At 49.3% G+C, this 26763-nt stretch carries 23 protein-coding genes; 1 reads left to right on the top strand and 22 read right to left on the bottom strand.

Annotated elements, in window-relative coordinates:
* Positions 1 to 69 precede the first annotated feature (69 nt).
* From KB186_RS15180 to KB186_RS15130, 11 genes are all read right to left on the bottom strand, one after another.
* Positions 70 to 645, bottom strand: a complete 576-nt coding sequence (locus tag KB186_RS15180; protein WP_232773914.1) for a thymidine kinase — start codon at positions 643 to 645, stop codon at positions 70 to 72.
* A gap of 28 nt (positions 646 to 673) precedes the next feature.
* Entirely contained in the window at positions 674 to 2128 is a 1455-nt protein-coding gene (locus KB186_RS15175; RefSeq protein ID WP_232773913.1) for a cryptochrome/photolyase family protein, read from the bottom strand.
* A gap of 87 nt (positions 2129 to 2215) precedes the next feature.
* A complete protein-coding gene (gene rpmE, locus KB186_RS15170; RefSeq protein ID WP_015893651.1) occupies positions 2216 to 2413 on the bottom strand; it encodes a 50S ribosomal protein L31 in 198 nt (65 codons plus the stop codon).
* A 106-nt stretch (positions 2414 to 2519) separates the two neighbouring features.
* Entirely contained in the window at positions 2520 to 3785 is a 1266-nt protein-coding gene (locus tag KB186_RS15165; protein WP_232773912.1) for a radical SAM family protein, read from the bottom strand.
* Positions 3786 to 3855: 70 nt separating this feature from the next.
* Positions 3856 to 4758, bottom strand: coding sequence for a M23 family metallopeptidase (locus KB186_RS15160; RefSeq protein WP_173610448.1), 903 nt, complete (start codon positions 4756 to 4758; stop codon positions 3856 to 3858).
* 75 nt (positions 4759 to 4833) lie between these two features.
* Entirely contained in the window at positions 4834 to 6114 is a 1281-nt protein-coding gene (gene rho, locus KB186_RS15155; protein ID WP_173610447.1) for a transcription termination factor Rho, read from the bottom strand.
* Between the two features lie 67 nt (positions 6115 to 6181).
* Complete coding sequence (gene glpX / locus KB186_RS15150) at positions 6182 to 7144, bottom strand: class II fructose-bisphosphatase (protein WP_173610446.1); 963 nt, start codon at positions 7142 to 7144, stop codon at positions 6182 to 6184.
* Between the two features lie 28 nt (positions 7145 to 7172).
* Complete coding sequence (locus KB186_RS15145; protein WP_173610445.1) at positions 7173 to 8456, bottom strand: UDP-N-acetylglucosamine 1-carboxyvinyltransferase; 1284 nt, start codon at positions 8454 to 8456, stop codon at positions 7173 to 7175.
* Positions 8457 to 8535: 79 nt separating this feature from the next.
* On the bottom strand, positions 8536 to 9180 hold the full coding sequence (gene fsa, locus KB186_RS15140; protein ID WP_015893657.1) for a fructose-6-phosphate aldolase: 645 nt from the start codon (positions 9178 to 9180) through the stop codon (positions 8536 to 8538).
* A 14-nt stretch (positions 9181 to 9194) separates the two neighbouring features.
* Entirely contained in the window at positions 9195 to 10049 is an 855-nt protein-coding gene (fba, locus tag KB186_RS15135; protein WP_016740164.1) for a class II fructose-1,6-bisphosphate aldolase, read from the bottom strand.
* 103 nt (positions 10050 to 10152) lie between these two features.
* A complete protein-coding gene (locus KB186_RS15130) occupies positions 10153 to 10527 on the bottom strand; it encodes a response regulator (protein ID WP_007725537.1) in 375 nt (124 codons plus the stop codon).
* 170 nt (positions 10528 to 10697) lie between these two features.
* Between KB186_RS15130 and KB186_RS15125 the strand changes: the two genes are divergently transcribed.
* The gene (locus tag KB186_RS15125; protein WP_173610444.1) at positions 10698 to 11492 is read left to right on the top strand and encodes a lipid II flippase Amj family protein; all 795 of its coding nucleotides are present in this window, start codon (positions 10698 to 10700) and stop codon (positions 11490 to 11492) included.
* Between the two features lie 70 nt (positions 11493 to 11562).
* Here the strand turns inward: KB186_RS15125 and KB186_RS15120 are convergent, their stop codons facing one another.
* The 11 genes from KB186_RS15120 to KB186_RS15070 all read right to left on the bottom strand — a co-directional run bounded on the left by KB186_RS15120 (position 11563) and on the right by KB186_RS15070 (position 26753).
* The gene (locus KB186_RS15120; protein WP_173610443.1) at positions 11563 to 13158 is read right to left on the bottom strand and encodes a CTP synthase; all 1596 of its coding nucleotides are present in this window, start codon (positions 13156 to 13158) and stop codon (positions 11563 to 11565) included.
* Positions 13159 to 13364: 206 nt separating this feature from the next.
* Positions 13365 to 13925: a DNA-directed RNA polymerase subunit delta gene (rpoE, locus tag KB186_RS15115; protein ID WP_173610442.1), complete on the bottom strand. Its 561-nt coding sequence runs from the start codon at positions 13923 to 13925 to the stop codon at positions 13365 to 13367.
* A gap of 257 nt (positions 13926 to 14182) precedes the next feature.
* Complete coding sequence (gene icmF / locus KB186_RS15110; RefSeq protein ID WP_232773911.1) at positions 14183 to 17434, bottom strand: fused isobutyryl-CoA mutase/GTPase IcmF; 3252 nt, start codon at positions 17432 to 17434, stop codon at positions 14183 to 14185.
* Positions 17435 to 17555: 121 nt separating this feature from the next.
* Complete coding sequence (locus tag KB186_RS15105) at positions 17556 to 18188, bottom strand: TetR/AcrR family transcriptional regulator (RefSeq protein WP_007725542.1); 633 nt, start codon at positions 18186 to 18188, stop codon at positions 17556 to 17558.
* Positions 18189 to 18358: 170 nt separating this feature from the next.
* The gene (locus KB186_RS15100) at positions 18359 to 19501 is read right to left on the bottom strand and encodes an acyl-CoA dehydrogenase (protein ID WP_016740159.1); all 1143 of its coding nucleotides are present in this window, start codon (positions 19499 to 19501) and stop codon (positions 18359 to 18361) included.
* 35 nt (positions 19502 to 19536) lie between these two features.
* A complete protein-coding gene (locus KB186_RS15095; protein ID WP_173610439.1) occupies positions 19537 to 20679 on the bottom strand; it encodes an acyl-CoA dehydrogenase in 1143 nt (380 codons plus the stop codon).
* A 30-nt stretch (positions 20680 to 20709) separates the two neighbouring features.
* Positions 20710 to 21561, bottom strand: a complete 852-nt coding sequence (locus KB186_RS15090) for a 3-hydroxybutyryl-CoA dehydrogenase (RefSeq protein ID WP_173610438.1) — start codon at positions 21559 to 21561, stop codon at positions 20710 to 20712.
* Between the two features lie 15 nt (positions 21562 to 21576).
* Positions 21577 to 22755, bottom strand: coding sequence for an acetyl-CoA C-acetyltransferase (locus KB186_RS15085; RefSeq protein WP_173610437.1), 1179 nt, complete (start codon positions 22753 to 22755; stop codon positions 21577 to 21579).
* Between the two features lie 161 nt (positions 22756 to 22916).
* Positions 22917 to 24026, bottom strand: coding sequence for a hypothetical protein (locus KB186_RS15080; RefSeq protein ID WP_232773910.1), 1110 nt, complete (start codon positions 24024 to 24026; stop codon positions 22917 to 22919).
* The gene (locus KB186_RS15075; RefSeq protein WP_173610435.1) at positions 24023 to 24562 is read right to left on the bottom strand and encodes a sigma-70 family RNA polymerase sigma factor; all 540 of its coding nucleotides are present in this window, start codon (positions 24560 to 24562) and stop codon (positions 24023 to 24025) included. Before KB186_RS15075 ends, KB186_RS15080 begins: the two co-directional genes overlap by 4 nt.
* 115 nt (positions 24563 to 24677) lie before the next feature.
* On the bottom strand, positions 24678 to 26753 hold the full coding sequence (locus KB186_RS15070; protein ID WP_173610434.1) for a heterodisulfide reductase-related iron-sulfur binding cluster: 2076 nt from the start codon (positions 26751 to 26753) through the stop codon (positions 24678 to 24680).
* Positions 26754 to 26763: the final 10 nt, after the last annotated feature.

Here is a 26763-nt window from a genome sequence, read left to right as displayed (position 1 = left end):
TTTTGCTTAGTCTGTGCATCGCCTTTTGGGCTCATGCACGGGACAAACAGGGGGTGGCTTATGCTTTCTTTATTCGGCAACTGGAGGGGTATAGTAATGCTTGCGACAGACGCTGCTGTATGTATCATTTCCAGCAATTTCAATCGTCTCCCCAAAGTAGACGGGTTGTCCATTTTTGAACTTGAGAATATGTGTCGCCTTTTTATTGCAGTACACACAAACTGTTTTAATTTCTTCTACTTTGTCTGCCTCGCATAAAAGGGCGGCGCTGCCAGGGAAGAGCTCATTCTTGAAGTTTTTCAACAAGCCATAGACGATTACAGGGATTCCCAGCTTGTCTACGATCCTGACGAGCTGATCTACATGGTGGCGGCTGATGAACTGAGCCTCGTCAACCAACACGCAATGCGGCTTGACTGATTCTGCCTCTACGATTTGGTACAAATCGGTCTCTTCGCTAATCGGAATCGCTTCTCGGCTAATCCCAACACGCGAAGCCACTTTTCCCACGCCATAGCGATCATCAACTGCTGGAGTAAACACTACTACTTTTTTCCCCGATTGCTCGTAGTTGTGGGCAACGGTCAATAATTGAATGGATTTGGAAGCATTCATCGCTCCATACCGAAAATATAGTTGTGCCACGTCTCTGTCTCCCTTTGCCTAAAAGTCGTTACTCAGTCTTTGCATGGCGGTCTTTTGCCTCCTGAAGCAAGGCCATGACCAACTTTCTTCTTTGTGCATGGTCCACACAAGGAAGCGGGTAGTCGAAGCCAATCCTGCAGCCTGCTTGCTCTTGGATATGCTCCGGCATGTCCCATGGTTTATGAATATATTGTAGAGGTACTTCACGCAATACGGGAAGATATTTTTTGACGAAAACACCGTCTGGATCAAACTTTTCCCCTTGCGTGACAGGATTAAAAATCCGAAAATACGGTTGCGCGTCGGTACCAGTCGAAGCACTCCACTGCCAGCCCCCGATGTTTGCCGCTTCATCGAAATCGATCAACTGCTGTGCGAAATAGGCCATTCCCCACCGCCAATCCACAAGCAAATCCTTTGTCAAAAAAGAAGCCGTAATCATCCGCAGCCGATTGTGCATCCATCCCGTTTCATTCAACTGCTTCATGGCAGCATCCACAATCGGGTAACCCGTTTCCCCTTGACACCAGCGGGCAAACAAATCCTTCCTGTTTTCCCAAGCGACCTCTTCAAATTGCGGCAGGTAAGCATGGGCAGTCGTGTGCGGATGGAAAAAAAGCACCTGCTGATAAAATTCTCTCCAAATAAGTTCCGTCAGAAAAGCTTCGATCGAGGTAACCTGCTCACCCCGCGCATCGGAAAGCACTTCCTGTACGCAATGATACACCGTCCGTATAGACAAAGTACCTGCATTTAGGGCAAAAGACAGCCGGGAGGTCGCATTCACTCCTGGCATGTCACGTTGTTCTTTATACGTATAAATGTCACCATCTAAAAATTGCTGCAATCGTTGACGTGCGGCTCGCTCCCCGAACTGCTTCATTTCCCACTCAGTGCCAAACGGTCGGTTGCGTCCGAAATCTTCCACAGTAGGAACAGGCTCACTCGGCAACTCCTTCAACCGATCAAATAGATTCCAGCTCGTCGGTTGAGGGAATGGACGGTCTTTGGGCAACGTCTGCCAAACGCGGCGATAAGGCGTAAAAACCGCATATGGTGTCCGCTGCTTCGTCATAATTTCCCCCGGCTCATGCAAAACCAAATCCTTGCATGCATGCACAAATACGCCGTGACTGCTCAACACTTCTGACACGAGCTCGTCTCGCTTGCGAGCGTCTGGCGTATAATCCCGATTGAAAAACAGCTTATTGGCACTCGTCTCTTCGGCTAATTGGCAAAGCACTTGGTGTGGTTCGCCGTGGCGAATCAAGAGACGACCTCCCAGTTGAACCAAAGCGTCGTCGAGTGCAGCTATCGCGGAAAAATGCGCATGAAGTCGCTTTTCCCCTACAGCCGCAGAAAGACAAAGTGAATCATCCACTATATAAACAGGAATAATCGGATCACCTGTGAGGATGGCTGCGTGCAGAGCAGCATGGTCGTGCAAGCGCAGATCCCGACGGAACCAGACTATGGCAGTCATCACTTGTCCTCCCCCAAAAAATCAGTGCCAGAAAAAGACAAAACCAGGCAGATTGCTCTACCTGGTTGCTCCCATACATTCTGATTATTACAGATTGTATTTGCGTTTGAAACGGTCTACACGGCCGCCTGCATCAACGAATTTTTGTTTTCCTGTGAAGAAAGGATGGCAGTTGGAGCAGATCTCCACTTTCAACGCTTGTTTCACGGAACCGGATTCAAATTCGTTACCACATGCGCAGCTAACTGTTACTACGTTGTACTTAGGATGAATGTCTTGTTTCATCTCTTCTACACCTCTTTCCGCCCTGAATCGTTTGCCGAAACAGAGTTATATAAACACATATCAGATAGTAGCATGAAACACTGTTGAAATGCAACTGGTTGGCCGATTACGCCATGTTTTTCCTGCCCTGGAGTTGATCCGGAGGAATATGTGTAAACGAACCGATAACGACATCTGGCAGCTCCTGCTGATAAATTTCGATAGCTTGCTTCATGCCGAACACTTCGCCTTGCGCTTTTGGAATCATCGCCAAGTAGCTCTCTGGATCGATATTCAGATTTCGCAACTGGATCAGCTTAATGCCTGTTCTGCGGATGAACTCGATCATCGCTTCCATTTCCTCTTCGCGGTCAAACACACCAGGGAAGCACAAGTAGTTAATGGACGTATACACACCCTTGGATGCCGCGTACTCAGCAGAACGTGCTACATTTTCCAATGTGTAGTTGCGCGGGCGGTAGTATGCATGATAGTGTTCGTCAATCGCACTGATAATACTCACGCGCATCAGATCAAGTCCGGCGTCGACAATGCCTTTGATATGATCCGTCAAGCCTGCATTCGTATTGATGTTGATAAAGCCCATATCTGTCGTTTCCCGTACGCGACGCATAGCAGGCACAATGATCGAAGCCATCGTAGAAGGCTCACCCTCACAGCCCTGTCCAAAGCTTATGATGCTCTCCGGTGTCTTCAAGTGGTGTAGCATGACTTCCACCAGCTCGTCCTCTGTCGGTTTGAAGTTCATCCGCGTCTGTGGAGAAGGGAACCCACTGTCATCTGGTTGCTCGGAAATACAGCCGTAACAACCCGCATTACAGGTATAGGAAACAGGCAAGCTGCCTTCCCAGCGGTTGAAAAAGTTATTGGAGGCCGTCAAGCATTCGTACTCCAACGCACAGTGGGACAAGTGGTTCAAAATGCGGTTTTGCGGAAACGTCTCCAACGTCTTTGCCACTCGCTGGCGCAGTTCATCCATCGGGAAGTTCAACGGGTCCCATTTGTAAATATCGTCACTCGCGCGCCCCGTTACCCAAAAACGGTTATCCTTCCAGACGACTGCGGAGTAGCCAAACAGAGGCAGCTTGCTTTCCTTGTTCGTTTTCACGTAGCCTGGCAGCAAGAGCCTTGTAATGCCTTGTGGCACAAGTGCACCTACTGCTGTACAGCCATCCAACTTGACCATTTCACCTGTGTCGGGGTCCATTCCGATCGGCTCGGTGTCTGGCAAACTGACCAACGTCGATCCTTCCGGGAGCGGGATCAGTTCTTCTTCCAGAATTTCTGTCAATATATCTCCGTTACGAGCCACTGCAAAAAGACCTGGGTGGTCGTATACATTGCCTTTTTCATCTGCGTAAACTAAATACATGGGAAAATCGCCTCGCTTCTTTGCTTTGCCCATTGTATCGCATTGAAAAAGCAATGTAAATTGTATAGGGTTACCTGCCAAGATAGGGAAGTGGATTGATCGGCACATCATCCTGCCGCACTTCAAAGTGCAAATGGTAGCCCGTAGAGTTACCCGTTTGCCCCATGTATCCCAATATCTCACCTGCTTCTACGGTTTGACCAGGTGACACCAGCAACAGACGCATATGGGCATAAAAGGTTTGCAAGCCATCTCCGTGATCAATCACGACCATCCGCCCATACCCTGACCGATTGGCGCCAGCCTCCACAACCACTCCTGCTCTCGCTGCCAAAATCGGGGTCTTTGATTCATGTTCATTCCACAAATCCACACCCTTGTGTGTTTTTCCCCAACGTTCTCCAAATCCGCTTGTAATCGTTGCTTCTCTGACAGGCCAACTTAGACCGCCGCGAATCCTCGTGATGACTTGCCGACTTGCTGCATGAACGGCACTTCGCTTCTGCTCCGGGTCGTTGCCCAACATCGGATTGCCTTTTGCGATAGGGACATACACGACCTGTCCTACATACAGGTTGTCCGACAGCCATTTTAGCAGCGGGTTTCGTTCGATTAACGATTCCCGACTCACACCGTACCGCCTTGCTATGTAATCCAGTGTTTCTCCTTTTTTCACCATATGTCCGACTTCATCACGCTTGATGATCAGCTTCATGCCCACGCTTACCAGATGGGGATTCGTAATACTATTCGCTTCTACCAGGTTTTTTAGAGAAAGACCGTATCGCTGGGCAATACCAGATAGCGTATCTCCTTGCCGAACAGCGTACACCACTGAATTTCCTTTCGTTGCTGGTGCAGGTGAAGTCAGACTGGCATAGGGATTAAACGCTTGAAATAGCGCTTGCTCCACGACTGCTTGTTTCGCTTCCATCTGTGACTCCACCGGAGCGCTAACTTGCACGTACTCCACTAAGCATCTCCTCCTTCTTTTCCAGCTCCCTTCCTAACGGTATGCCAACGCCACAAAAAAAATGACGGTGAGTCATCATGAACTCACCGTCGTGCTAGCTGCTTTCCCTCTTCCCTGTTGCTTAGACTCAAGGGTTTGCAAAAATTCTTCGTTTGTTTTTGTATCTGCCAACTTTTTAATAAAGGAGTCGACAAACTCATTTGTTTCATTCATGTTTTTCCGGATCATCCACAGCTTATCCAGCTCTTCTTTGGTGAGCAGAAGCTCTTCGCGGCGCGTACCCGAACGGCGGATATCGATCGCCGGGAAAATCCTGCGCTCCGCCAGCTTGCGATCCAAATGAAGCTCCATGTTTCCGGTTCCTTTAAACTCCTCATAAATCACATCGTCCATACGGGAGCCGGTCTCAACCAAAGCAGTCGCCAAAATGGTCAAGCTGCCGCCTTCTTCAATATTGCGCGCTGAACCAAAAAAGCGCTTCGGACGATGGAAGGCTGCCGGATCAATACCACCGGACAACGTTCGACCACTTGGAGGAATAACCAAGTTGTAAGCACGAGCGAGACGTGTAATGGAATCCAGCAGGATCACCACGTCTTTTTTGTGCTCAACCAGTCGCTTTGCACGCTCCAAGACAAGCTCAGCAACTTTGATGTGATTCTCAGGCAACTCGTCAAAAGTCGAGGCAACTACCTCTCCTTTGACAGATCGCTGCATATCCGTCACCTCTTCCGGGCGCTCATCAATGAGCAAGACAAACAAGTGGATATCCGGGCGGCTTTCGGTAATGCTGTTGGCAATTTCTTTGATCAGCATGGTTTTCCCCGCTTTTGGCGGAGCCACAATCAATCCACGCTGACCCAGTCCAACAGGAGAGAGAAGATCCATCAGGCGAGTGGAAACACGTGTAGGGGCTGTCTCCAGTACGAGCTTGGTTTGAGGATACAACGGTGTCAAAGCGGGGAAATGAAGACGCTCTGCGGCTATCTCAGGGTCTTCTCCGTTCACAGCCTCTACTTGAAGGAGCCCAAAATAACGTTCATTCTCCTTCGGTGGTCTTGCTTTTCCTGATACCACATCCCCCATCCGCAGATCAAAACGGCGAATCTGCGACTGGGAAATGTAGATATCTTCTGAGCTGGGGAGATAGTTAATGGGGCGGAGGAAGCCGTATCCCTCCGGCAAAATTTCGAGAACCCCCTCCATAAACATGAGACCATCCCGCTCCGCTCGTGCCCGAAGAATCGCGAAAATCAATTCCTTCTTCTTCAGCTGGGAGTAGTACGGAATATGGTATTCCTTGGCCAACTTATAGAGGTCGGTCAGCTTCTTTTCTTCTAGTTCAGAAAGTAACATACATCCACCACTCTTTATTTACTCTTGAAAAAACCTAGCTCAACAAATAGATGCGAAAATGATTTTCTTACAAACCTTTCATCGGCTTGCGTTCCAAGCGGTGGTTCCCTTCAATGAAGCGTACCGTTCCGGTTTTTGCACGCATAACAACGGAATTGGTCGTCGCACGAGTTCCCTGGAAGCGAACCCCTTTGAGCAACTCGCCATCCGTTACACCTGTCGCTGCAAAAATAGCGTCATCACCTTTGACCAAATCATCCATGAACAGTACTTGATGAGGGTTCGTCAATCCCATTTTGACACAGCGTTTAATCTCATCTTCATTTTGTGGCAAGAGCTTGCCCTGAATTTCTCCCCCGAGGCATTTCAAGGCAACTGCTGCCAGAACACCTTCAGGAGCTCCTCCAGAACCGAACAAAATGTCTACACCTGTATCCGGGAAAGCGGTATTGATCGCAGCCGCTACGTCTCCGTCAGAGATGAGGCGAATACGCGCGCCTGCCTCACGAATCTCGTGGATCACCTTGGAGTGGCGATCACGGTCAAGTACAATAGCGACCAAATCGCTGATATCTTTCCCTTGTGCCTGTGCTACCGCCTTCAGGTTATCGCGAACCGGTGCGTTGATATCGACCTTACCCACTGCTTTAGGCCCTACTGCCATTTTCTCCATATACATGTCAGGAGCATGCAACAAATTTCCGCGGTCTGCGATAGCAATGACCGAAATCGCTCCCCACGTACCTTTTGCAAGGATATTTGTTCCCTCCAAAGGGTCTACAGCCACATCGACTGCTGGAGCCACTCCCTGGCCCAGACGCTCACCGATGTAAAGCATTGGCGCTTCGTCCATTTCGCCCTCGCCAATTACTACGACGCCATCCATCGGCACTTTCATAAATTCATTGCGCATTGCGGTCGTTGCCGCATCATCAGCCTCATCTTTTTTTCCGAGACCCATCCAACTGGCAGAAGCCAAAGCAGCGGCTTCAGTCACACGTACCAATTCAAGTGTTAAACTGCGTTCCATTCTGGAAGACTCCTCTCCTGGTGATTGGTTAACGCTGGTGGTTTTCCATGCTTTGCAGGCCCACACGAGTAATGTCGGCCCCCAAGGCTTGCAACTTGCCCACCAGGTTTTCGTAGCCACGATCTATATGTTCGAGTCCTTCTAATTCTGTCGTGCCGTTCGTTGCCAGGCCGGCAATGAACAAAGCTGCTCCCGCACGCAAATCTGAAGCCACCACCTTGGCACCATTCAGTTTGCTTCCGCCTTCGATGACAGCCGATCTTCCTTCAATCTTCAAGGAAGCTCCCATACGGCGCAGTTCATCTACATGTCGAAAACGCGAGCTGTAAATATTGTCCGTCACGATGCTTGAGCCTTTGGCAAGAGTCAGCAAGGTCGTGATCGGCTGCTGGAGATCCGTTGGAAAACCCGGATACGGACTCGTTTTCACATCGATTGATCGATAAGAATCATGTCCGATGACTTGAATACTGTCATCCTGCTCTACCACGTGCACACCAATTTCGCGCAGCTTGGCCGTTACAGACTCCAAATGTTTCGGAATAACATTCTCCACCATCACATTGCCGTTGGTAGCCGCTGCCGCAATCATGTACGTCCCCGCTTCGATTCGATCGGGGATAATCGTATGACGGCATCCGCGCAAGCGTTCGACGCCTTGAATGCGGATCATGTCCGTTCCTGCCCCTTTGATGTTTGCTCCCATATTGTTGAGCAAGGTTGCTACATCGACGATCTCAGGCTCACGGGCGGCGTTTTCAATAATGGTCACACCGTCTGCTTTGGCAGCAGCCAGCATGATGTTAATGGTCGCACCAACACTGACCAGATCGAGATAAATTCGCGCACCCTGCAAACGTCCATTTTGGGCACGGATAGTCATGACGCCGTTTTTGTTCTCCACTTCGGCGCCCATCGCTTCAAAGCCTTTGATATGCAAATCTACTGGACGCGGGCCCAAATCACAGCCACCTGGCAAGCCTACCTGGGCTTCACCGAACTTGGCGAGCAAAGCTCCCCACAAATAGTACGAGGCACGAAGCTTTTTGATGCGACCATTTGGCATGAGCATCAGCCTCATACTGCGTCCGTCTACTTCCATCCAATCTTCTTCGAACAGCACGTCAGCTCCCATTTCCTGCAAGAGCTCGTGATAAATACCTACATCCTGAATACGGGGGAGATTCTCAATAACAACGGGTCCATCTGCCAGCAACGCTGCTGGAATGAGTGCGACCGCGCTGTTTTTTGCTCCGCTGATGGTCACCGTCCCCGCGAGCGGTTTTCCACCGTTGATGATCAGCTTATCCATGCTTTGCTCTCCTCAGGCGTAATCGGGAAAGAAGCACCTTCCCCAATGGAAAAGGTGCTTGGACTTTCAACACGTGTCCTTATTTTTGCATGCTTGCCCAGTCAGCGAGGAATTTCTCCAAGCCACTGTCTGTCAGTGGGTGGGCAATGAGTTGTTTGAAGACTTTCGCTGGAATGGTAGCGAAGTGAGAACCACGGCGGGCTGCCTCCGTTACGTGAACAGGGTGGCGCACAGATGCCGCAATGATTTCGGTGTCGATACCGTGAACAGAAAAGATTTCTGCAATATCTTCGATCAATTGCATACCATCTTGACCAATATCATCCAAGCGTCCCAGGAACGGAGACACGAAGCTCGCACCTGCGCGCGCAGCCAAAAGTGCCTGGTTCGCGGAGAACACCAGTGTTACGTTTGTTCTGATTTTGCGCTTGGCAAAATACTTGGTTGCCTTCAAACCTTCTGCGGTCATTGGCAGCTTGATGACGATGTTTTTCGAGAGAGCAGCGAGCTTCTCTCCCTCTTCGATCATGCCTTTTGCATCGGTACTGATGACTTCGGCACTGATCGGACCGTCAACAATATCGAGAATTTCTTTCAGGGTTTCAACAAAATCGCGTCCTTCTTTGGCAACCAGAGACGGATTTGTCGTTACGCCCGCCAGAACTCCCCATTCGTGAATCTCGCGAATTTCTTCAACGTTTGCTGTATCGATCAAAAAACGCATGATTATCCTCCCAGTTACGCGCGGTTGCTGCTTCCGAACAGGCGCATTTTTCCTTTGACTACTTCCTTGATCGCATCGCGAGCAGGGCCCAGGTATTTGCGTGGGTCGATCTCATTCGGCTTGGCAGCCAGCACTTTGCGAACTGTTTCCGTGCATGCGACTTGGCTTTCTGTATTTACATTGATTTTTCCTACGCCCAAACGGATGGATTCGATAATCGCTTCGTCTGGTACGCCGGAACCACCGTGAAGAACGATCGGCGCTCCAATATTGCTCGCTACTTTTTCGATAATGTCGTAGCGGATTTTTGGAACTCCTTTGTACATACCGTGTGCTGTACCTACAGCAATCGCTACGTAGTCTACTTTTGTTTCTTCCCAGAAGCGGATTGCTTCCTCAGGATTTGCCAGAGTGGCATCTTCCTCGTCAACAGACAAGTCGTCTTCCACCCCGCCGATGGTACCGAGTTCACCTTCTACCGATACGCCAACAGCGTGAGCAGCCTCTACAACCTGTTTGGTCAGGCGAAGGTTATCTTCAAACGAATGATGGGAACCATCGAACATAACAGAAGAGAACCCAGCACGAATGCACTTCATTACCATGTCAAAATTGCTACCATGGTCAAGATGCAAAGCAACAGGAACTCCTGCTCGTTCAGCAGCCACTTTTGCAATCGCTACTGTATAATCGATCCCCATGTATTTCAATGCACCCTCAGAAACACCAAAGATCACAGGCGATTTTTCTTCCATCGCAGCTTCCGTAATCGCTTGAGTAAACTCCAGATTGTTCAGGTTAAATTGTCCGACGGCGTATTTATGCTTTTTGACGTCTTCGGTAAAAGCGGTCATAGGTACCAGTGGCATTTTGTAAATCCTCCTCTAGCAGACTTCAGTCATGTGGCTTATTATACCACAGACAAGCATTTGTTAACAGGGACGCTTGTACCCTGACCTTTGCAGTCTGTTTCTAACAAGCTAATTGCTGATGTACTGCCATTCGTAGTTCATCGATATCAAAAGGCTTTGTAAAATGAGTCAATGCTCCCAGTTGTGTTGCTTCTTTGATCATGTCCAGCTCTCCGTAAGCTGTCATCATGATGACTTTGATTTCCTGATTGATCTTCTTGATGTGTTTCAAGATCTCAATACCATCCATCCCAGGGATCTTCATGTCGAGGATAACCAAATCTGGTGATTCTTTTTCCACGATTTCCAATGCCATTTTCCCGTTTGCTGCCTGAAAGGTCTTGTACCCTTCTTTTCCCAGCACCTCATACAGTAAAATGCGAATCCCATACTGGTCATCCACAACCAGTACCTTTTTATCTTGTTTGTCGAACAATCTGATTCCCCCCTGACGAATGCGTTTTCTTAATTATTATGGGTTCGCCTAAAATCAGGAAACTCCTTCACCTTTTTTGCTAAACGTCAACTTAAAATTTCCCATGGGCCTCATTTCGAGTATAATGGAAAAACCAATTTCCCCTACACACAAGGAGCCAGATACTTACTATGGATGCTCTGTGGCTGATTTGCTTGTTAACATTTATTATCCATACGACAGAGACACTTACCTACGGAATCCGTTTTGCAGGGGTACAAACGGGCAGGATTGCTGTAGCGATGTCTTTGGTCGGGATCGTATTGCTCCTCTCCCGTACTTCCAACCTGATTCAAGGACCCTTTACTGGGGGATTGATGGATCAAGCTGCAATGGAACACTTTGATCCTAGCACGCATTTGCACGTAATTATTGCAGCGTCCTCGCTCGGAACCTTGGCGGCTATTGTACTGTTTCCCACTTTTGTCCAAATATCGAAACGAATGATCTCGCACTTGGAGATAGCTGGCTCGATTCCACAAATGATTCGCACGGCAGTTAGTGTCGATACCATCCGACGTGTCCACCACCATGTTCGGATTCCTAGCTGGCAAGCCATCTCTCGGTTTCGAATCAAAGGCGTTCCCAAACGATTACTGTTATTAAATGCATTTGGGACAGCCATCTACACAAGCAGCGTACTGTCCGTGTTGTACGCGACATTGCTAGCCCCCGATTACAAAGCAACCGTTTTGATGTCTTCCGGATTAATCAACGGTTTTGCCACGATTTTCATGACGATTCTGGTAGACCCGCAAATTGCCCTTTTGACAGAAAAAGCAATGCAAGGGAAAACCACGCAGCAATCGATTCGTGATATGTACCTGTGGCTGATGATCTCACGTTTTATCGGAACGATTTTGGCTCAATTCCTACTCATTCCCGCCGCCTACTGGGTAGCCTGGCTATCACCCTTGTTCCATTGATCTGCTTCTAAAAGCACAAGACGCACCTGCGAATACATCGCGGGTGCGTCTTTCTATTTATCGATCTATGTTATTTGTTCAGGGAAGCCTTCACGAAGTCACGGAACAGTGGCTGTGGACGGTTCGGACGGGATGTGAACTCTGGATGGAACTGTGTCGCTACATACCATGGATGTTCGGGAACTTCCACGATTTCAACCAGACGACCATCTGGAGTTGTACCCGCAAAACGCAAGCCCATTTGCGCCAATTGATCACGGTATTCGTTGTTCACTTCATAGCGATGACGATGACGTTCATAAACCAGAGTGCTTCCGTATGCAGCCTCAGTCAGCGTGCCTTCTTCCACTTTGGTTGGACCGAGGCCCAGACGCATTGTACCGCCCTTGTCCTCGATATCTTTTTGCTCTGGCAAAAGGTCAATCACCGGATACGCTGTATTCGGGTTGATCTCGGAGCTGTTTGCTCCATCCATACCCGCTACGTGGCGAGCGAACTCGATCACAGCGATTTGCATACCCAGGCAAATTCCGAGGAATGGCACTTTATTTTCACGAGCATAGCGCGTAGCGATGATTTTACCTTCGATACCACGATCGCCAAAGCCGCCTGGTACGAGGATACCATTTACATCACCGAGCAATTCGCCAACATTTTCTGGCGTAACTTCTTCCGCGTGCACCCATTTGATTTCTACTTTGGAGTCGTTCGCATAGCCACCATGGTACAGCGCTTCTGCTACGGACAAGTAAGCATCATGCAATTCTACATATTTACCAACAATTGCAATGGTAGTCGTTTTCGACAGGTTTTTGATTTTCGATACGAGCGATTTCCACTCTGTCATATCCGCATCCTGGCAAGTCAGCCCCAGGTGGCGGCATACGTAATCGTCCAATCCTTGTGCCTGCAATTGCAGTGGCACATCGTAAAGGCTATCAGCGTCTACACATTCCACTACCGCGTTTTTATCGATATCACAGAACAGAGCCAACTTGTCTTTCATTTCTTGCGTCATCGGTTGCTCCGTACGTGTCACGATCACATTTGGTTGAATACCCAAGCTGCGCAGTTCTTTCACGCTGTGTTGCGTAGGTTTGGTTTTCATTTCACCTGCTGCCTTGATATATGGTACCAGGGTTACGTGGATGTACATGACGTTTTCACGACCGATGTCACTTTTGATCTGGCGAATGGATTCAAGGAATGGCAAGCTCTCGATATCCCCAACAGTTCCACCGATCTCGGTAATCACTACATCTGCCCCGGTTTCGCGACCTGCACGGAAAATGCGATCTTTGATTTCGTTCGTGATGTGAGGAATTACTTGAACGGTTCCTCCCAAATAGTCGCCACGGCGTTCTTTGGCGATGACAGTCGAGTAAATTCTACCCGTCGTCATATTGGAGTTAGCGCTCAGGTTGATATCGATAAAGCGCTCATAGTGGCCCAAGTCCAGGTCTGTTTCCGCACCATCGTCCGTTACGAAAACTTCCCCGTGTTGATATGGACTCATCGTTCCCGGGTCAACGTTGATGTATGGGTCACACTTCTGAATGGTTACCTTCAGACCCCTATTTTTCAAGAGTCGGCCCAGAGAAGCCGCTGTAATTCCTTTTCCCAACGAGGATACAACCCCGCCTGTCACAAAAATATACTTCGTCATCGTTAACGTCCCCTCTTTCCCTCACCCTTAAGTTGTTATAAAAATCGAATGAAGACGGCTCCAAAAAAAAAGAAAAACAAAAGCGAGTCCTATCCCGTAAAGAAATGGGGTAGGGGCACTTTTGTTTTATAGTTTCCCATATTTGATCCTTCTTCATGTGAAGCCCAAGGAGTATTTTATCTGTCCCTTAAGCGGAAGTCAAGGATCTATTTCTCGTCTTCGTCGTCGAGCTCTTCGTCGGATTCCTCTTCCTCAAGCTCTTCGTCCTCTTCGAACATCTCATCTTCTTCGTCTTCGAGTTCTTCCTCGTCGATTTCTCCATCGATTTCTTCTTCTTCGATATCAGAATCTTCGTCGACGAATTCCTCTTCGTCCTCAAAGATGACAACATCGTCGTCTTCGTATTCTTCGACACCTTCGTCTTCGGTATCGTAATCGTCGAAGTCGTCTTCCGTGACGATTTTCTTCTTCTTCGTTCCGCCACCCTCTTGAGTTTCCTCCACGGTGTCAGTTGGGTACCAACGTTTCAATCCCCATACATTGTCACCAAGGCACACGAAACGGCCATCAATGTTAATTTCTGTGTATACTTGCGCGATGATTGCCATGAGTTGTTCATCAGTTAGCTTGCGCACTGCAACCAGTTCATTCATCAGCTCGCGGAAGTTGTAAGTGCGGTTAGTTTCACGCAAAATTTCATACGCAATGTCAACTAACGCCATCTCACTCAGTTTCTCGGAATCAATATGAGCAAACAATTGACTCACTCAGGGCACGTCCTTTCCATATGAAAACGATTGATTTGAATACTGACCCGGTGCCCTGTTCGGGGGACGCAGGCCTGTATAAGTCATTCATAAATGATATCGATTTCTTCGATTGTACAACGTACAACATAAGAAGGCTATCATACAGTATTCCTTATTTTAGACGAAAATGCAAGGCTTTCAAACAGGGGCTGACTAATTCTTGTCGACACCAAAACCAAAGACATCCCTCGGCAATCGTTACCGAGGGATTTGTCTTACATATTTCTGCGGTATTGGCCACCCACTTCATACAGGGCAGCACTGATTTGTCCAAGCGATGCTACTTTTACCGTCTCCATCAGCTCGGCAAAGATGTTCTCTCCCGCCATAGCCACTTCCTGCAGGCGCCGGAGTGCAGCCGCAGAAACATCCTTGTGGCGCTCCTGGAACGCACGGAGATTTATGATTTGCTGTTCTTTTTCCTCTTCGGTCGCGCGAGCCAATTCAATCTCGTAATCGTCCTCGGATGCATTCGGGTTAATGAACGTGTTCACCCCAATAATTGGCAGTTCACCCGTATGCTTTTTCATTTCGTAATACATGGACTCGTCTTGAATTTTGCCGCGCTGGTATTGAGTCTCCATTGCCCCCAGCACGCCTCCGCGAGAACTGATCCGCTCGAACTCTTGCATAACTGCCTCTTCTACCAGATCTGTCAGCTCATCGATGATGAATGCCCCTTGAAGCGGGTTCTCGTTTTTGGCGAGTCCCATTTCCTTGTTGATGATCATCTGAATCGCCATCGCCCGTCGCACAGAGTTCTCAGTCGGGGTTGTAATCGCTTCGTCGTATGCATTCGTATGGAGAGAATTACAGTTGTCGTAAATCGCAATCAAGGCCTGCAAAGTCGTTCTGATATCGTTGAAATCCATCTCCTGCGCGTGCAAGGAACGGCCGGACGTCTGAATGTGGTACTTCAGCTTTTGACTGCGGTCATTTGCACCATAACGATTTTTCATCACAGTTGCCCAAATCCGGCGAGCCACACGTCCAATCACGGTGTATTCCGGATCGAGACCATTGGAGAAGAAGAAGGACAGGTTCGGCGCAAAGTCATCGATGTTCATCCCGCGGCTCAAATAGTACTCGACATAGGTAAATCCGTTAGACAGCGTAAACGCAAGCTGCGTAATCGGATTCGCCCCCGCCTCCGCAATATGATAGCCGGAAATGGACACGGAGTAGTAGTTCCGCACTTTATGGTCGATAAAATACTGCTGGATATCCCCCATCATCCGCAAGGCAAATTCTGTCGAGAAGATACACGTGTTTTGCCCTTGATCCTCTTTCAAAATATCTGCCTGAACGGTTCCGCGAACAGTCGACAGCGTGTACGCTCTGATTTGCTTCGCTTCCTCTTCGGTAGGCTGACGCCCTTCTTTTTGAACAAAGGCATCCAACTGCTGCTCAATCGCCGTATTCATGAACATGGCCAAAATCATAGGAGCAGGACCGTTGATTGTCATGGACACAGAGGTGCTAGGTGCACAAAGATCAAAGCCGGCGTACAGCTTTTTCATGTCATCCAAAGTACAAATGCTAACCCCACTCGTACCGATTTTCCCGTAAATATCCGGGCGGTAGTCAGGGTCCTCTCCATACAGCGTAACCGAGTCAAAAGCAGTACTGAGTCGCTTCGCTTCATCATTTTGAGACAGGAAGTGAAAGCGTCTGTTCGTCCGCTCTGGAGTACCTTCGCCTGCAAATTGTCGCTTGGGGTCTTCTCCCTCGCGTTTAAACGGAAATACTCCTGCAGTATACGGGAATTCCCCCGGGACATTTTCTTTTAACGACCACTTTAAAATTTCGCCCCAATCCTCGTAATCAGGGACGGCTACTTTTGAAATGCGTGTACCCGACAAAGATACGCTGAACAGCTTGGTAACCAATTCCTTGTCGCGAATTTTCGTGACGAATTGATCCTTCCGATAGGCCTCCTTGAGCTTGGGCCAATTTTCCAGGATACGTCGGCACTCCGGATGCAGCTTTTCTTCAAAGAGAACGATTTGTTTATCAAGTACCGCAACCAGCTCGGAAGCCGCAGAATCTCCCGAGGCCAGAATTGTTTCCTTCGCACCCTGCAACTGAAAAAGCTTGCGTGCAATCGCTGACTGTTCTTCCGTATAGGCACGATATTGACGAACGGTGTTGGCAATGTCTTGCAAATAATTGATTCTCTCTGTCGGAATCAACGAAGTTTTATGAATCTTTACGGGAGTCGTATCCAAATGCTCTACAGACCAGTCAACGCCAGTCTTTTCTACAATCCGATGCATCAAGGCAGCAAACAACACATTTGTTCCCGGGTCGTTAAACTGGCTCGCAATCGTACCATACACAGGAACCTTCTCATCCGGCAGCTCAAAAAGCTGATGATTGCGTCGATATTGCTTGCGAACCTCGCGAAGAGCGTCCTCTGAGCCTTTGCGCTCAAATTTATTGATCGCGATCACATCAGCGAAGTCGAGCATATCAATCTTTTCCAGCTGAGATGGCGCCCCGAATTCACTGGTCATGACATACATGGAGACGTCGCACACTTCTGTGACCTGCGCATCCCCCTGACCAATCCCGCTCGTTTCCACAATGATCAGATCAAAATGGGCAGAGCGCGTTACTTGAATCGCGTCTTTTAATGCAGCAGACAGCTCCATGCCTGATTTGCGAGTAGCGAGACTGCGCATATAAACGCGGGGTGTCGAGTTGGCATTCATGCGGATGCGGTCACCAAGTAACGCTCCACCTGATTTTTGCTTGGATGGATCGACAGACAAGATTGCAACCGTCTTCTCGGGATAAACGCGAATAAATCGACGAACAAGCTCATCGGTTAATGAGCTTTTTCCTGCTCCACCCGTACCTGTAATCCCTAATACCGGTATGGTTGAATCGGCTTCCACTAAACTTTCACGGAGAGGCTCTGTCCATTCGGGCTGGTCCACTGCATACTCCGCAACGGAAATAAGCCGGGCAATCGCCTGATGGTTTTGCTCGCGCAAGCCTGCTACTTCTTCCTCCAGCTGCTTGACGGTTGGGAAGTCGCTGCGTCTGATCATGTCGTTGATCATGCCCTGCAAGCCCAATCGTCTGCCGTCATCTGGCGAGTAAATCTTACAGACTCCGTACTCTTCCAATTCCCGAATCTCGCGTGGAACGATAACGCCGCCACCGCCGCCAAAAACACGGATATGCTCTGCTCCCCGCTCGCGTAATAGATCAATTACGTATTTGAAATACTCCACATGACCGCCTTGATAGGAACTGATGGCAATCCCTTGCACATCCTCCTGGACAGCGGCTGTTACAATATCGTCAACAGAGCGGTTATGTCCGAGATGGATAACCTCTACTCCCGACGATTGTAAAATACGGCGCATGATATTAATCGAGGCGTCGTGACCATCATACAGACTGGCTGCGGTCACAAAGCGAACCTTGTTTTGCGGACGATACACTTCCGTTTCCATCGTTCCACTCTCCTTTTTATACGTTTAAAAAGGCGGAAAAACAGGGCCAAGCAGATCAAGGCGCGGTAGACGCGAAGTATGCTTGGCACCCTATGTTTCCCAGACTTTTTAAACTCTCTTCTTAATCGGAGACACTGATTTCGCGAAGCAACAGGGCAATTTGCTTCTCTGTGTACTCCTCAATGGTATAGTGCTTTTTCAATGCCCAGCGGCGGAAGACCCACATTTCGCCCAAAACCATGATATTGTCCGCCATTAGCTTGACGTTCTTTTCGTCAATGCGCAACGAACCATCGGCAATCCCTTTTTCCAGGATTTCCACGAAAATATGCGAAATGGCTTCTTCACGGCCCAATACGTAGCGGAGTGTTTCTTTTGGCAATGATTTGGCTTCCTGATAAATAAGCAACACGCGGTCGCTCATCTGATCCATCACGCGGATCAGACTTTTTAGTGCTACCTTTAATGTTTTCAAGCCAGTTCCGTTGAAGTTGATCGCTTCACGCAAGCGCGTCTCCATCTCCGCATGAATGGCATCGCAAACAAGATAAAGCACGTCTTCTTTTGACTCGATATACTCGTACAACGTACCAATACTAAATCCAGACGCCCGGGCAATCTCCCTTGTCGTCGTTTTATGAAAACCTTTATTAATGAAGAGATGAACGGCAGCCTCAATAATCTGCTCTCGTCTTCTCTCGATCAGTTTTGGGTCCTTTACCAGGGACGGTATCGTTTTTCTCTTGTCAGACACTCCAAAATCCACCTTTCCAACCGACTGAGCGTTTGGTCAGACGCCTCATAGAAAAGAAGGCGCAAACACTCTACTTTTGTATCATCGCAGATCATTATACGCGAGTAAGAGCACAAAGCCAAACTTTTCTTTTCTATGTGTGTAATCGTGTTGGAAGACGGGACAGCTTCCTACTCTTTTAGCAGGAAATTGCTGATCACGACACGTTGGATTTCATTTGTTCCTTCATAGATTTGTGTAATTTTGGCATCACGCATGAAGCGCTCCACAGGATACTCCCGCGTGTAGCCGTAACCTCCGAAAACTTGAACAGCCTCGGTTGTCACTTCCATCGCCGTATCCCCTGCAAATACTTTGGACATCGCAGATGCTTTGCCATATGGTAGACCTTGATCCTCCAGCCACGCTGCTTGATAAGTGAGCAAACGGGATGCCTCGATCTTGGTTGCCATGTCTGCCAGTTTGAACTGGATTGCCTGCAAGGAAGCGATTGGTTTGCCGAACTGACTGCGTTCTTTGGCATAATTCCGTGCATGCTCGTACGCACCTTGTGCAATTCCCAATGCTTGAGCAGCGATACCGTTTCTTCCACCGTCCAATGTCATCATTGCGATCTTGAAGCCTTGACCTTCTTCACCCAGTCTATTTTCTACCGGCACGCGCACATCTTCAAAATTGACCGCAAGTGTTGGCGAGGAACGGATGCCCAGCTTTTTCTCCTTTTTCCCCATCGTGAAGCCATCCATGCCTTTTTCAACGATGAAAGCCGTGATGCCCTTATGCTTCAGCTCTGGTTGAGTGACCGCGAATACGATGTAGATTTCGGCTTCGCCTGCATTGGTAATGAAGATTTTGGTGCCATTTAAAATGTAGTGATCGCCATCGCGTACGGCTGTCGTGCGCATTCCAGCAGAATCGGAGCCAGATCCCGCCTCGGTCAAACAGTACGCGCCCATCTTCTTGCCTTCTGCCAATGGACGCAAAAACTTTTGCTTTTGCTCCTCTGTCCCGAATTTGTAAATCGGCCAGCTCGCCAAGGAGACATGGGCAGACAGTGTCACCCCAATAGAGGCATCCACACGGGAGAGTTCTTCCACTGCAATAACGTAGCTCAGGTAATCTGCACCTGCTCCGCCGTATTGTTCGGGCCAAGGAATGCCTGTCAGTCCAAGCTCAGCCATTTGTTCAAAAATGGAACGATCAAAGCACTCTTCTTCGTCGCGCTCGGCTGCTGTCGGAGCTACTTGATTCTCTGCAAAGTCGCGAATCATCTTGCGCATCATGTCATGTTCTTCCGTCAGTTGGAAATTCATATGGCTCACTCCCCCATGTGCTTTTCATTTTTCTATCAATCAGCAAGCAAATGCTTGGCGATAACAATTCGCTGAATTTCGTTGGTGCCCTCATAGATTTGCGTTACTTTCGCATCCCGGAATAGTCGCTCAACCGGATATTCTCTGGTGTAGCCATAGCCGCCAAAGATTTGTACTGCTTCTGTGGCGAGCTCCATCGCAGAGTCTGTGGCAAAGCGTTTTGCCATCGAGGCTTCCATTCCACAAGCAATTCCTTGACTGCGCAGCCACGCCGCTCGGTATACCAGCAATCGGGCTACTTCTGCTTTTGTCGCCATGTCAGCCAGCTTGAAAGCGATGGCTTGCTGCTTGGCAATCGATTGTCCGAACTGCTTGCGTTCCCGCGCGTACTCTGTCGCGTATTGGACTGCGGCCTCGCAAATACCAAGGGCTTGTGCAGCAATCCCGATTCTACCAGAATCCAGATTCGCCATCGCGATACAGAAGCCTTCCCCTTCCTGTCCAAGCAGGTTGGCAGCCGGTACACGGGCATTGTCGAATATGAGCTCTGTCGTATAGGAACCGTGAAGTCCCATCTTCTTTTCCTTTTTCCCAACCGTGAAGCCCGGGGTATCCTTGTCTACGATAAAGGCCGATATTCCCTTGGGTCCTTTTGTCGAGTCAGTAACGGCAAAGGCGATATACGTATCAGCCTCCCCGCCGTTTGTGATGAACACCTTGTTTCCGTTCAGGATGTATTCATCGCCTTTTTTCACGGCTGTGGTTCGGATACTGCTCGCATCAGAACCTGCATGCGGCTCAGTCAAGGCAAAAGCTCCGAGGTATTCCCCACTCGCAAGCTTGGTCACGTATTTGCGTTTTTGCTCCTCGGTACCAAAGTAGAGAATCGGATTCGTCCCGACGGAGGTATGCACGGACAAAATGACACCTACTGTCGCACTCACCTTGGAAATCTCGTGAATGGCCAAAATGTAGGAAATAAAGTCCGCTCCCGCTCCTCCCCACTCTTCGGCGATTGGAATGCCCATGAGCCCCATTTCGCCCATCTTTTTGAGGATCTGACGTGGAAACTGGTCCGTCTCCTCCATCACCGGGACGAATGGTGCGATCTCTTTCTGGGCAAAGTCTCGCACCATGCGGCGCATCATCTCTTGCTCTTCGTTCAATCGGAAATCCATGTCCGTCCTACCTTTCTGCGAAATCTTCGGCTAGCTGTACACGTAGAAACCACGACCGGATTTTTTGCCTAGCCATCCTGCTTTTACGTACTTGCGCAGCAATGGGCATGGGCGGTATTTCGAATCACCGAACCCTTCGTGCAGTACTTCCATAATGTAGAGGCAAGTATCCAGCCCGATGAAATCAGCCAGTTGAAGCGGTCCCATCGGATGGTTCATGCCCAGCTTCATCACTTCATCGATCGCTTCCGGTGTTGCAACTCCTTCGTACACGCAATAAATCGCTTCATTCAACATTGGCATCAGTACCCGATTGGACACAAAACCTGGGAAATCGTTGACGCTCACGGGTACCTTGCTCATTTGTTTGGACAAATCTTCTGTCAGCTGATAGACCTCATCGGACGTTTGCAGCCCACGGATGATCTCAACCAGCTTCATCACTGGAACGGGGTTCATAAAATGCATCCCGATTACTCTTTCCGGCCGCTTTGTAACTGCCGCAATCTCAGTAATCGGCAGCGAGGATGTATTGCTCGCGAGCACCGTATGCGGCGGACATACTTCATCCAGCTTGGAAAAGATTTGCGTTTTGACCGCCATGTTTTCTGTCACCGCTTCTACCACAAAATCTGCTTCAGACGCATCTGCCAGATCAGTAGACAGTGTCAAACGGCCGAGAATCGCTTCCTTATCTGCTTCGCTGAGCTTGCCTTTTTCCACGTTGCGTGACAAGTTTTTCGTAATCGTGGCCAGACCGCGCTCTACAAATGCTTGCTGGACATCGTTCAGAAAAACGCGAAAGCCAGCCTGCGCCGCTACTTGGGCAATCCCGCTGCCCATCTGTCCTGCCCCGATGACCATAATCGTTTGTACGTTCATGTAAAAAGGCCTCCCTTACTCTACTTTAATCAAGATGGCGTCACCCTGTGCGGCACCACTGCAAATGGCCGCGATCCCTAAGCCGCCGCCTCGTCTTTTTAATTCATAAGCAAGGTGCATAATGATCCGAGCCCCACTCGCGCCAATCGGGTGTCCGAACGCAATCGCTCCCCCGTTTACATTCACTTTCTCTGCGTCCCAGCCAACGATTTTGCCACTTGTCAAAATCACCGCGGCAAACGCTTCGTTTACCTCAAATAGATCGATCTCCGAAAGCGAGACACCTGTCTTTTCCAAGAGCTTGTTGATCGCAAGCCCCGGAGTTGTCGCGATATAAGGAGCTTCTGCGCCGACTGCGGCGTGCCCCAGTATCGTCGCAAGCGGCTTGATGCCCAGCTGTTGTGCTTTCGCGTCTGACATCAGCACCATTGCTGCCGCCCCGTCGTTGATTCCTGGTGCATTGCCTGCCGTGATTGTTCCGTCCTTTTTGTACACGGGTGGCAGCTTCGCCAATCCTTCCTCGGTGGTATCCGGACGTGGTCCTTCATCGACGGTTACTTGCAGCGGATCCCCTTTTCTTTGCGGAATGGAAACCGAGACAAGCTCGTCGGCAAAAAGTCCTTTTTCCATCGCTTGTGCGGCTCTCTGCTGGCTGCGCAGCGCCCACGCATCCTGCTCTTCTCGCGTAATCCCGTTCTCTTCCGCCACATTGCTGCCGTGAACAGCCATCGCCACTTGATGAAACGGGCAAGTGAGGCCGTCGTACATCATGAGATCGCGAACGGTCGAATCTCCCATCCGCATTCCGTTACGTGCATCTGGCAGTGCATACGGTGCGTTGCTCATGCTCTCCATGCCGCCAGCGACGATGATTTCTCCGTCTCCGGCCCGAATGATCTGGTCCCCCATCGTCACTGCACGCATCCCGGACGCGCATACTTTGTTGATCGTCTCACTCGCTACATTCCACGGCAAACCAGCTTTGCGAGCTGCCTGGCGTGAGGGCACCTGACCCGCACCTGCCTGCAAGACCATACCCATGATCACTTCGTCCACCTGATCGCCGGAAATACCAGCGCGCTCTACCGCTTCCTTGATCACAATGGAGCCGAGCTCTACTGCCGATAGCGCTTTCAAAGAGCCACCAAACTTACCAAAAGGGGTACGCGCTGCCCCTGCAATGACCGTTTTCATCGAATGCCCTCCATTCGGATGATGTTTCACATCAATAAAAACTAAATTGATCGAGCGTTCGTTCATTTTGCATACTTTTATTTTGCCGTCTTCCGTACGAATAGTCAATCTATAATGAAAAAAAGAACAGCCTGACTTTTGTGAAAGCCAGGCTGTTGCTGCTATTGTCGTGCCATCCAGCTTAGTTTCCAGATGCCTTGTTTGTTTTTCTGCATTTTATATCCAACCTTATCCCTGTTGTCCTTGAAGGTCACCCATACAACCGCTTCCTTGTCAGACGTTTGTTCAAGCGTTAAGTCATTTGCCAACTCTCGCATCGTTTTCAACTGCTTCCAGCTATTTCGTGCTCCAACCGGATCTTTTTTCATATCTTCCAAATATTGCTCCAGTGTTGGCTTCTCGAATCCATCGTCCTCGATATGCAAAGCGTACTGCATTTCGAGCTGACCCTCTTGCTGTGCTTGCACATACAGCTTCCATACATCGATTGGAGATAATCCACGCAAAAGCTCATCTTTTTTCTCATACATGTAATTGTAATAACGATCCTGTTCCTCTGTCTTTAAATCGAATATGGACGGAGGAGCAGGTGTCTCGGCACCATCTTGAACGATTTCTTCTTGGACAGTTCCGTTGCTATTCAGCTTGAAAAAATAGACGTCTTTGCCTTGGACATAGCTCACGGAATACCAATGAAGCTTTTTATCCTTCCATCCAACTAACATCTCCAAGCCCACGTCTCTTTTTAGTAGAGCCTCTGTCTCGATCATTGTCCAGTCTTTTCGCTGATATCCTTCTTTTGCGAGAATCGAATAGCCCCAGTACTCTTCTGTGCCATCGTCCCCGCTTCCGCCATAATCGTCTACAACTTTGTAAGGGATCGAAATCTTTTCTTTCATTTGTTCTTGTGTCATCCCAACACGCAAGACATCGATGATCTCATCTACCGTTTCCATAATCACCTGATCATCAGAGGCCGGGTGAGCTTTTGGATCGGGCTTTTGATGGGTACCTGGCTCGGCAGACGTTTCCTTCGGCGTATGTGTACTCGTCGTGCTTTCCTTCTGCAGTAGATAAGGGGTAAGCACGATGACAAGCGCGACCGCAACAAGCGCTGCGCTTACGGGGTAGATGAAACGAAACCTTTTCTTGCCTTTCTTCTCGATATTCATGCGAATCCTCTCCTCCAAGCCAGTCGTATCGTCCATTCCGCGCAACAGTGTCCGGTCAGCCGTTTCCTTGAATTCCGCCAGCAATTTATCCAGATTCATTCGATCCCCTCCTTTTCCAGGAGCGCTTTGAGCTTCTGGCGTGCGCGGTGCATTTTCGTATAAATGGCTCCTGCGGACGTGTCCAAAATGACCGCGATCTCCTCTACGGACAACTCCTCGTAGTAGTGAAGGACAATCAATTGACGATAGCTATGCGGCAGCTTCATCACGAGATGGGCAAAACGGGCGCGAAGGTCATTTTGCAAAACAGCCGACTCTGCTCCCTCCACTACCTCTATGTCCACTTCCGGCTTGAAAAACAGGTGACGAAACGACCACGAGCGCAGGTGTTTTTTCGCTTCGTTGACGGCAATTCGGTACACCCATGTTTGCATCGAGCTCTCTTGGCGGAATTTCCCCAAGTTTTTGTAAGCCAACAGGAACACTTCCTGGGTAATATCCTCAGCAAGACTACGGTCCTTGACCATCAAATACACGAGTCGCAGCACCTTTTTTAAATAGTGCCGGATTAATTGATCAAATAATGCTTCTTTTGTTTTTGTTAAACTTTTCTCTGCAAGCTCCAGCTTCCTCACTCCCTTCCCACTCCTTTAGATTCAGCTGGCTCCTTTATCTTACAGTTTTTTGCAAAAAAATAATGCGCAAGCCTCGTCGCTTTGATTAGCACCGAGACTTGCGCATGGTATGAACCTAGATGGCGTCTGCGAGAATTTCCGCGACGTCGCGTGTTTTAACGTGGTCTTCCTGCTCTTTGGTCTTGATTCCGTCGTTCATCATCGTCAGGCAGTATGGGCATGCACTCGCGATTTCCGTCGGGTTGACCTCCAGAGCTTGCTCTGTACGTGTGACGTTGACACGAGAGCCCTCATGTTCCTCCATCCACATCAAGCCGCCGCCTGCTCCGCAGCACATGCTGTCGCAGCCGCTGCGCTTCATTTCGACTACCTCTACGCCAGGAATGGCTTCGAGGATCACTCGTGGCTTGTCGTAAATTTCGTTGTAGCGACCCAAGTAGCAGGAATCGTGGTAGGTGATGCGCTCTTTGACTTCCTTGGTTGGCTTCAATTTGCCTTCCTTCACCCACTCCGCCAACAGCTCAGAGTGGTGGTACACCTCTGCCTTCAACCCAAACTCCGGATATTCGTTCTTGAACGTATTGAACGCATGCGGGTCGCAGGTGACGATTTTTTTGACTTCATAGGCTTCAAACAAGGCGATATTTTCTTGGGCGAGCTGCTGGAACAAGAACTCGTTACCAATGCGGCGGGCCGTATCTCCAGAGTTCTTTTCCTCGTTGCCCAGAATGGCGAACTTCACGCCGGCTTCGTGCATAAGCTTCACAAATGCCTGCGAAATTTTTTGGCTGCGCAAGTCAAACGATCCCATCGAGCCTACCCAGAACAAGTACTCGAATTCCTCGACCTGCTTCACAGTTGGCACCTCGTACTCACCATTCAGACCTTCAATCCATTTCGTCCGGTCTTTGCGGTTGATTCCCCACGGATTGCCCTGACGCTCGATATTGTTCAAGGCGCGCTGCGCTTCTGCTGGCATGCTTCCTTCTGTCATAACCAAATAGCGGCGCATATCGATGATTTTATCGACATGCTCGTTCATTACCGGGCATTGGTCTTCACAGTTACGACAGGTCGTACAAGCCCATAGCTCCTGCTCGGTAATGACATCGCCGATCAAGCTTTTCTCATAGACCGCGGTTGCTCCTTCCGCTGTCGCCGCTACTTCAGATGCTTGGAACGCAATCTGATTGGCAGTCGTCTGCGAAAAAGCGAAGCTCGGCATCCATGGTGTACGCGACGTCACCGACGCACCTTTTTCCGTCAAATGGTCGCGCATTTTCGTAATCAGATCCATCGGGGAGAGCATTTTTCCCGTTCCAGAGGCCGGGCACATATTCGTGCAGCGACCGCACTCCACACAAGCGTACAGGTCGATGAGCTGCGTTTGTGTAAAATCCTCGATTTTGCCGACACCGAATTCTTCCTGCGTCTCGTCCTCGAAATTAATGCTCGTCAGCTTGCCTGGCGGGTCCAGCTTCTTGAACCACACGTTGACTGGCGCAAACAGCAGATGCGCGTGCTTGGACTGCGGCACATACACCGCGAAGCCGAGCAAGATGATCAGATGCAGCCACCAGAAAACGTAAAAGCCTACCACTGCACCCGTTGTCCCTACCCCAATCGCAGAGAGAGCCATCGCGAAAACAGAAGAGATCGGAGCGAACGCCGATGGCTCATGTCCGAGCCAAATTTGTTCAAAAGCGAGCGAGAGCAATACAGTCGCCATCAGGGAGGAAATCAGCAAGAGAACAATCCCTGACTTGAAGCCGCGCTTCAGACGCTTGAGCTTTTCGATATAGCGGCGGTAAAAAGCGTAGCCGACTGCAGCCAAAATGAGAAACGTGGTGATCTCCTGCATGACAGAGAAATATTTGTGAGCGCTGCCAAAAGGAAGCTCGTAGCCTTTCGAAAGCCCTTTGATAATCAGCTCGATGGCCCCGAATTGCAAGGTGATAAAACCGTAAAACATCACAACGTGCATCACGCCGCTCTTTTTGTCCTTTAGCAGCTTCTTGTGGAAAATGACGTTGTCGAGCATCAGATTGATGCGTGCCCCAAAGTCATTTTTCACATCCGGCTTTTTCCCCAGCTTGATAAACAAGTATCTGCTGTACACGACATGCCCAGCTAAATACAGCCCGTAAGCAAGAACCAGGAAAAAGGCGATCAAATTAATGAGTGCCAGCATGTTTTCTACT

It is taken from the genome of Brevibacillus sp. AF8, from assembly GCF_021270385.1.
In the GTDB taxonomy this organism is placed as follows: domain Bacteria; phylum Bacillota; class Bacilli; order Brevibacillales; family Brevibacillaceae; genus Brevibacillus.
Note: the sequence above shows the minus strand (reverse complement) of the source record. Positions and strands in the feature narration are given on the sequence as shown.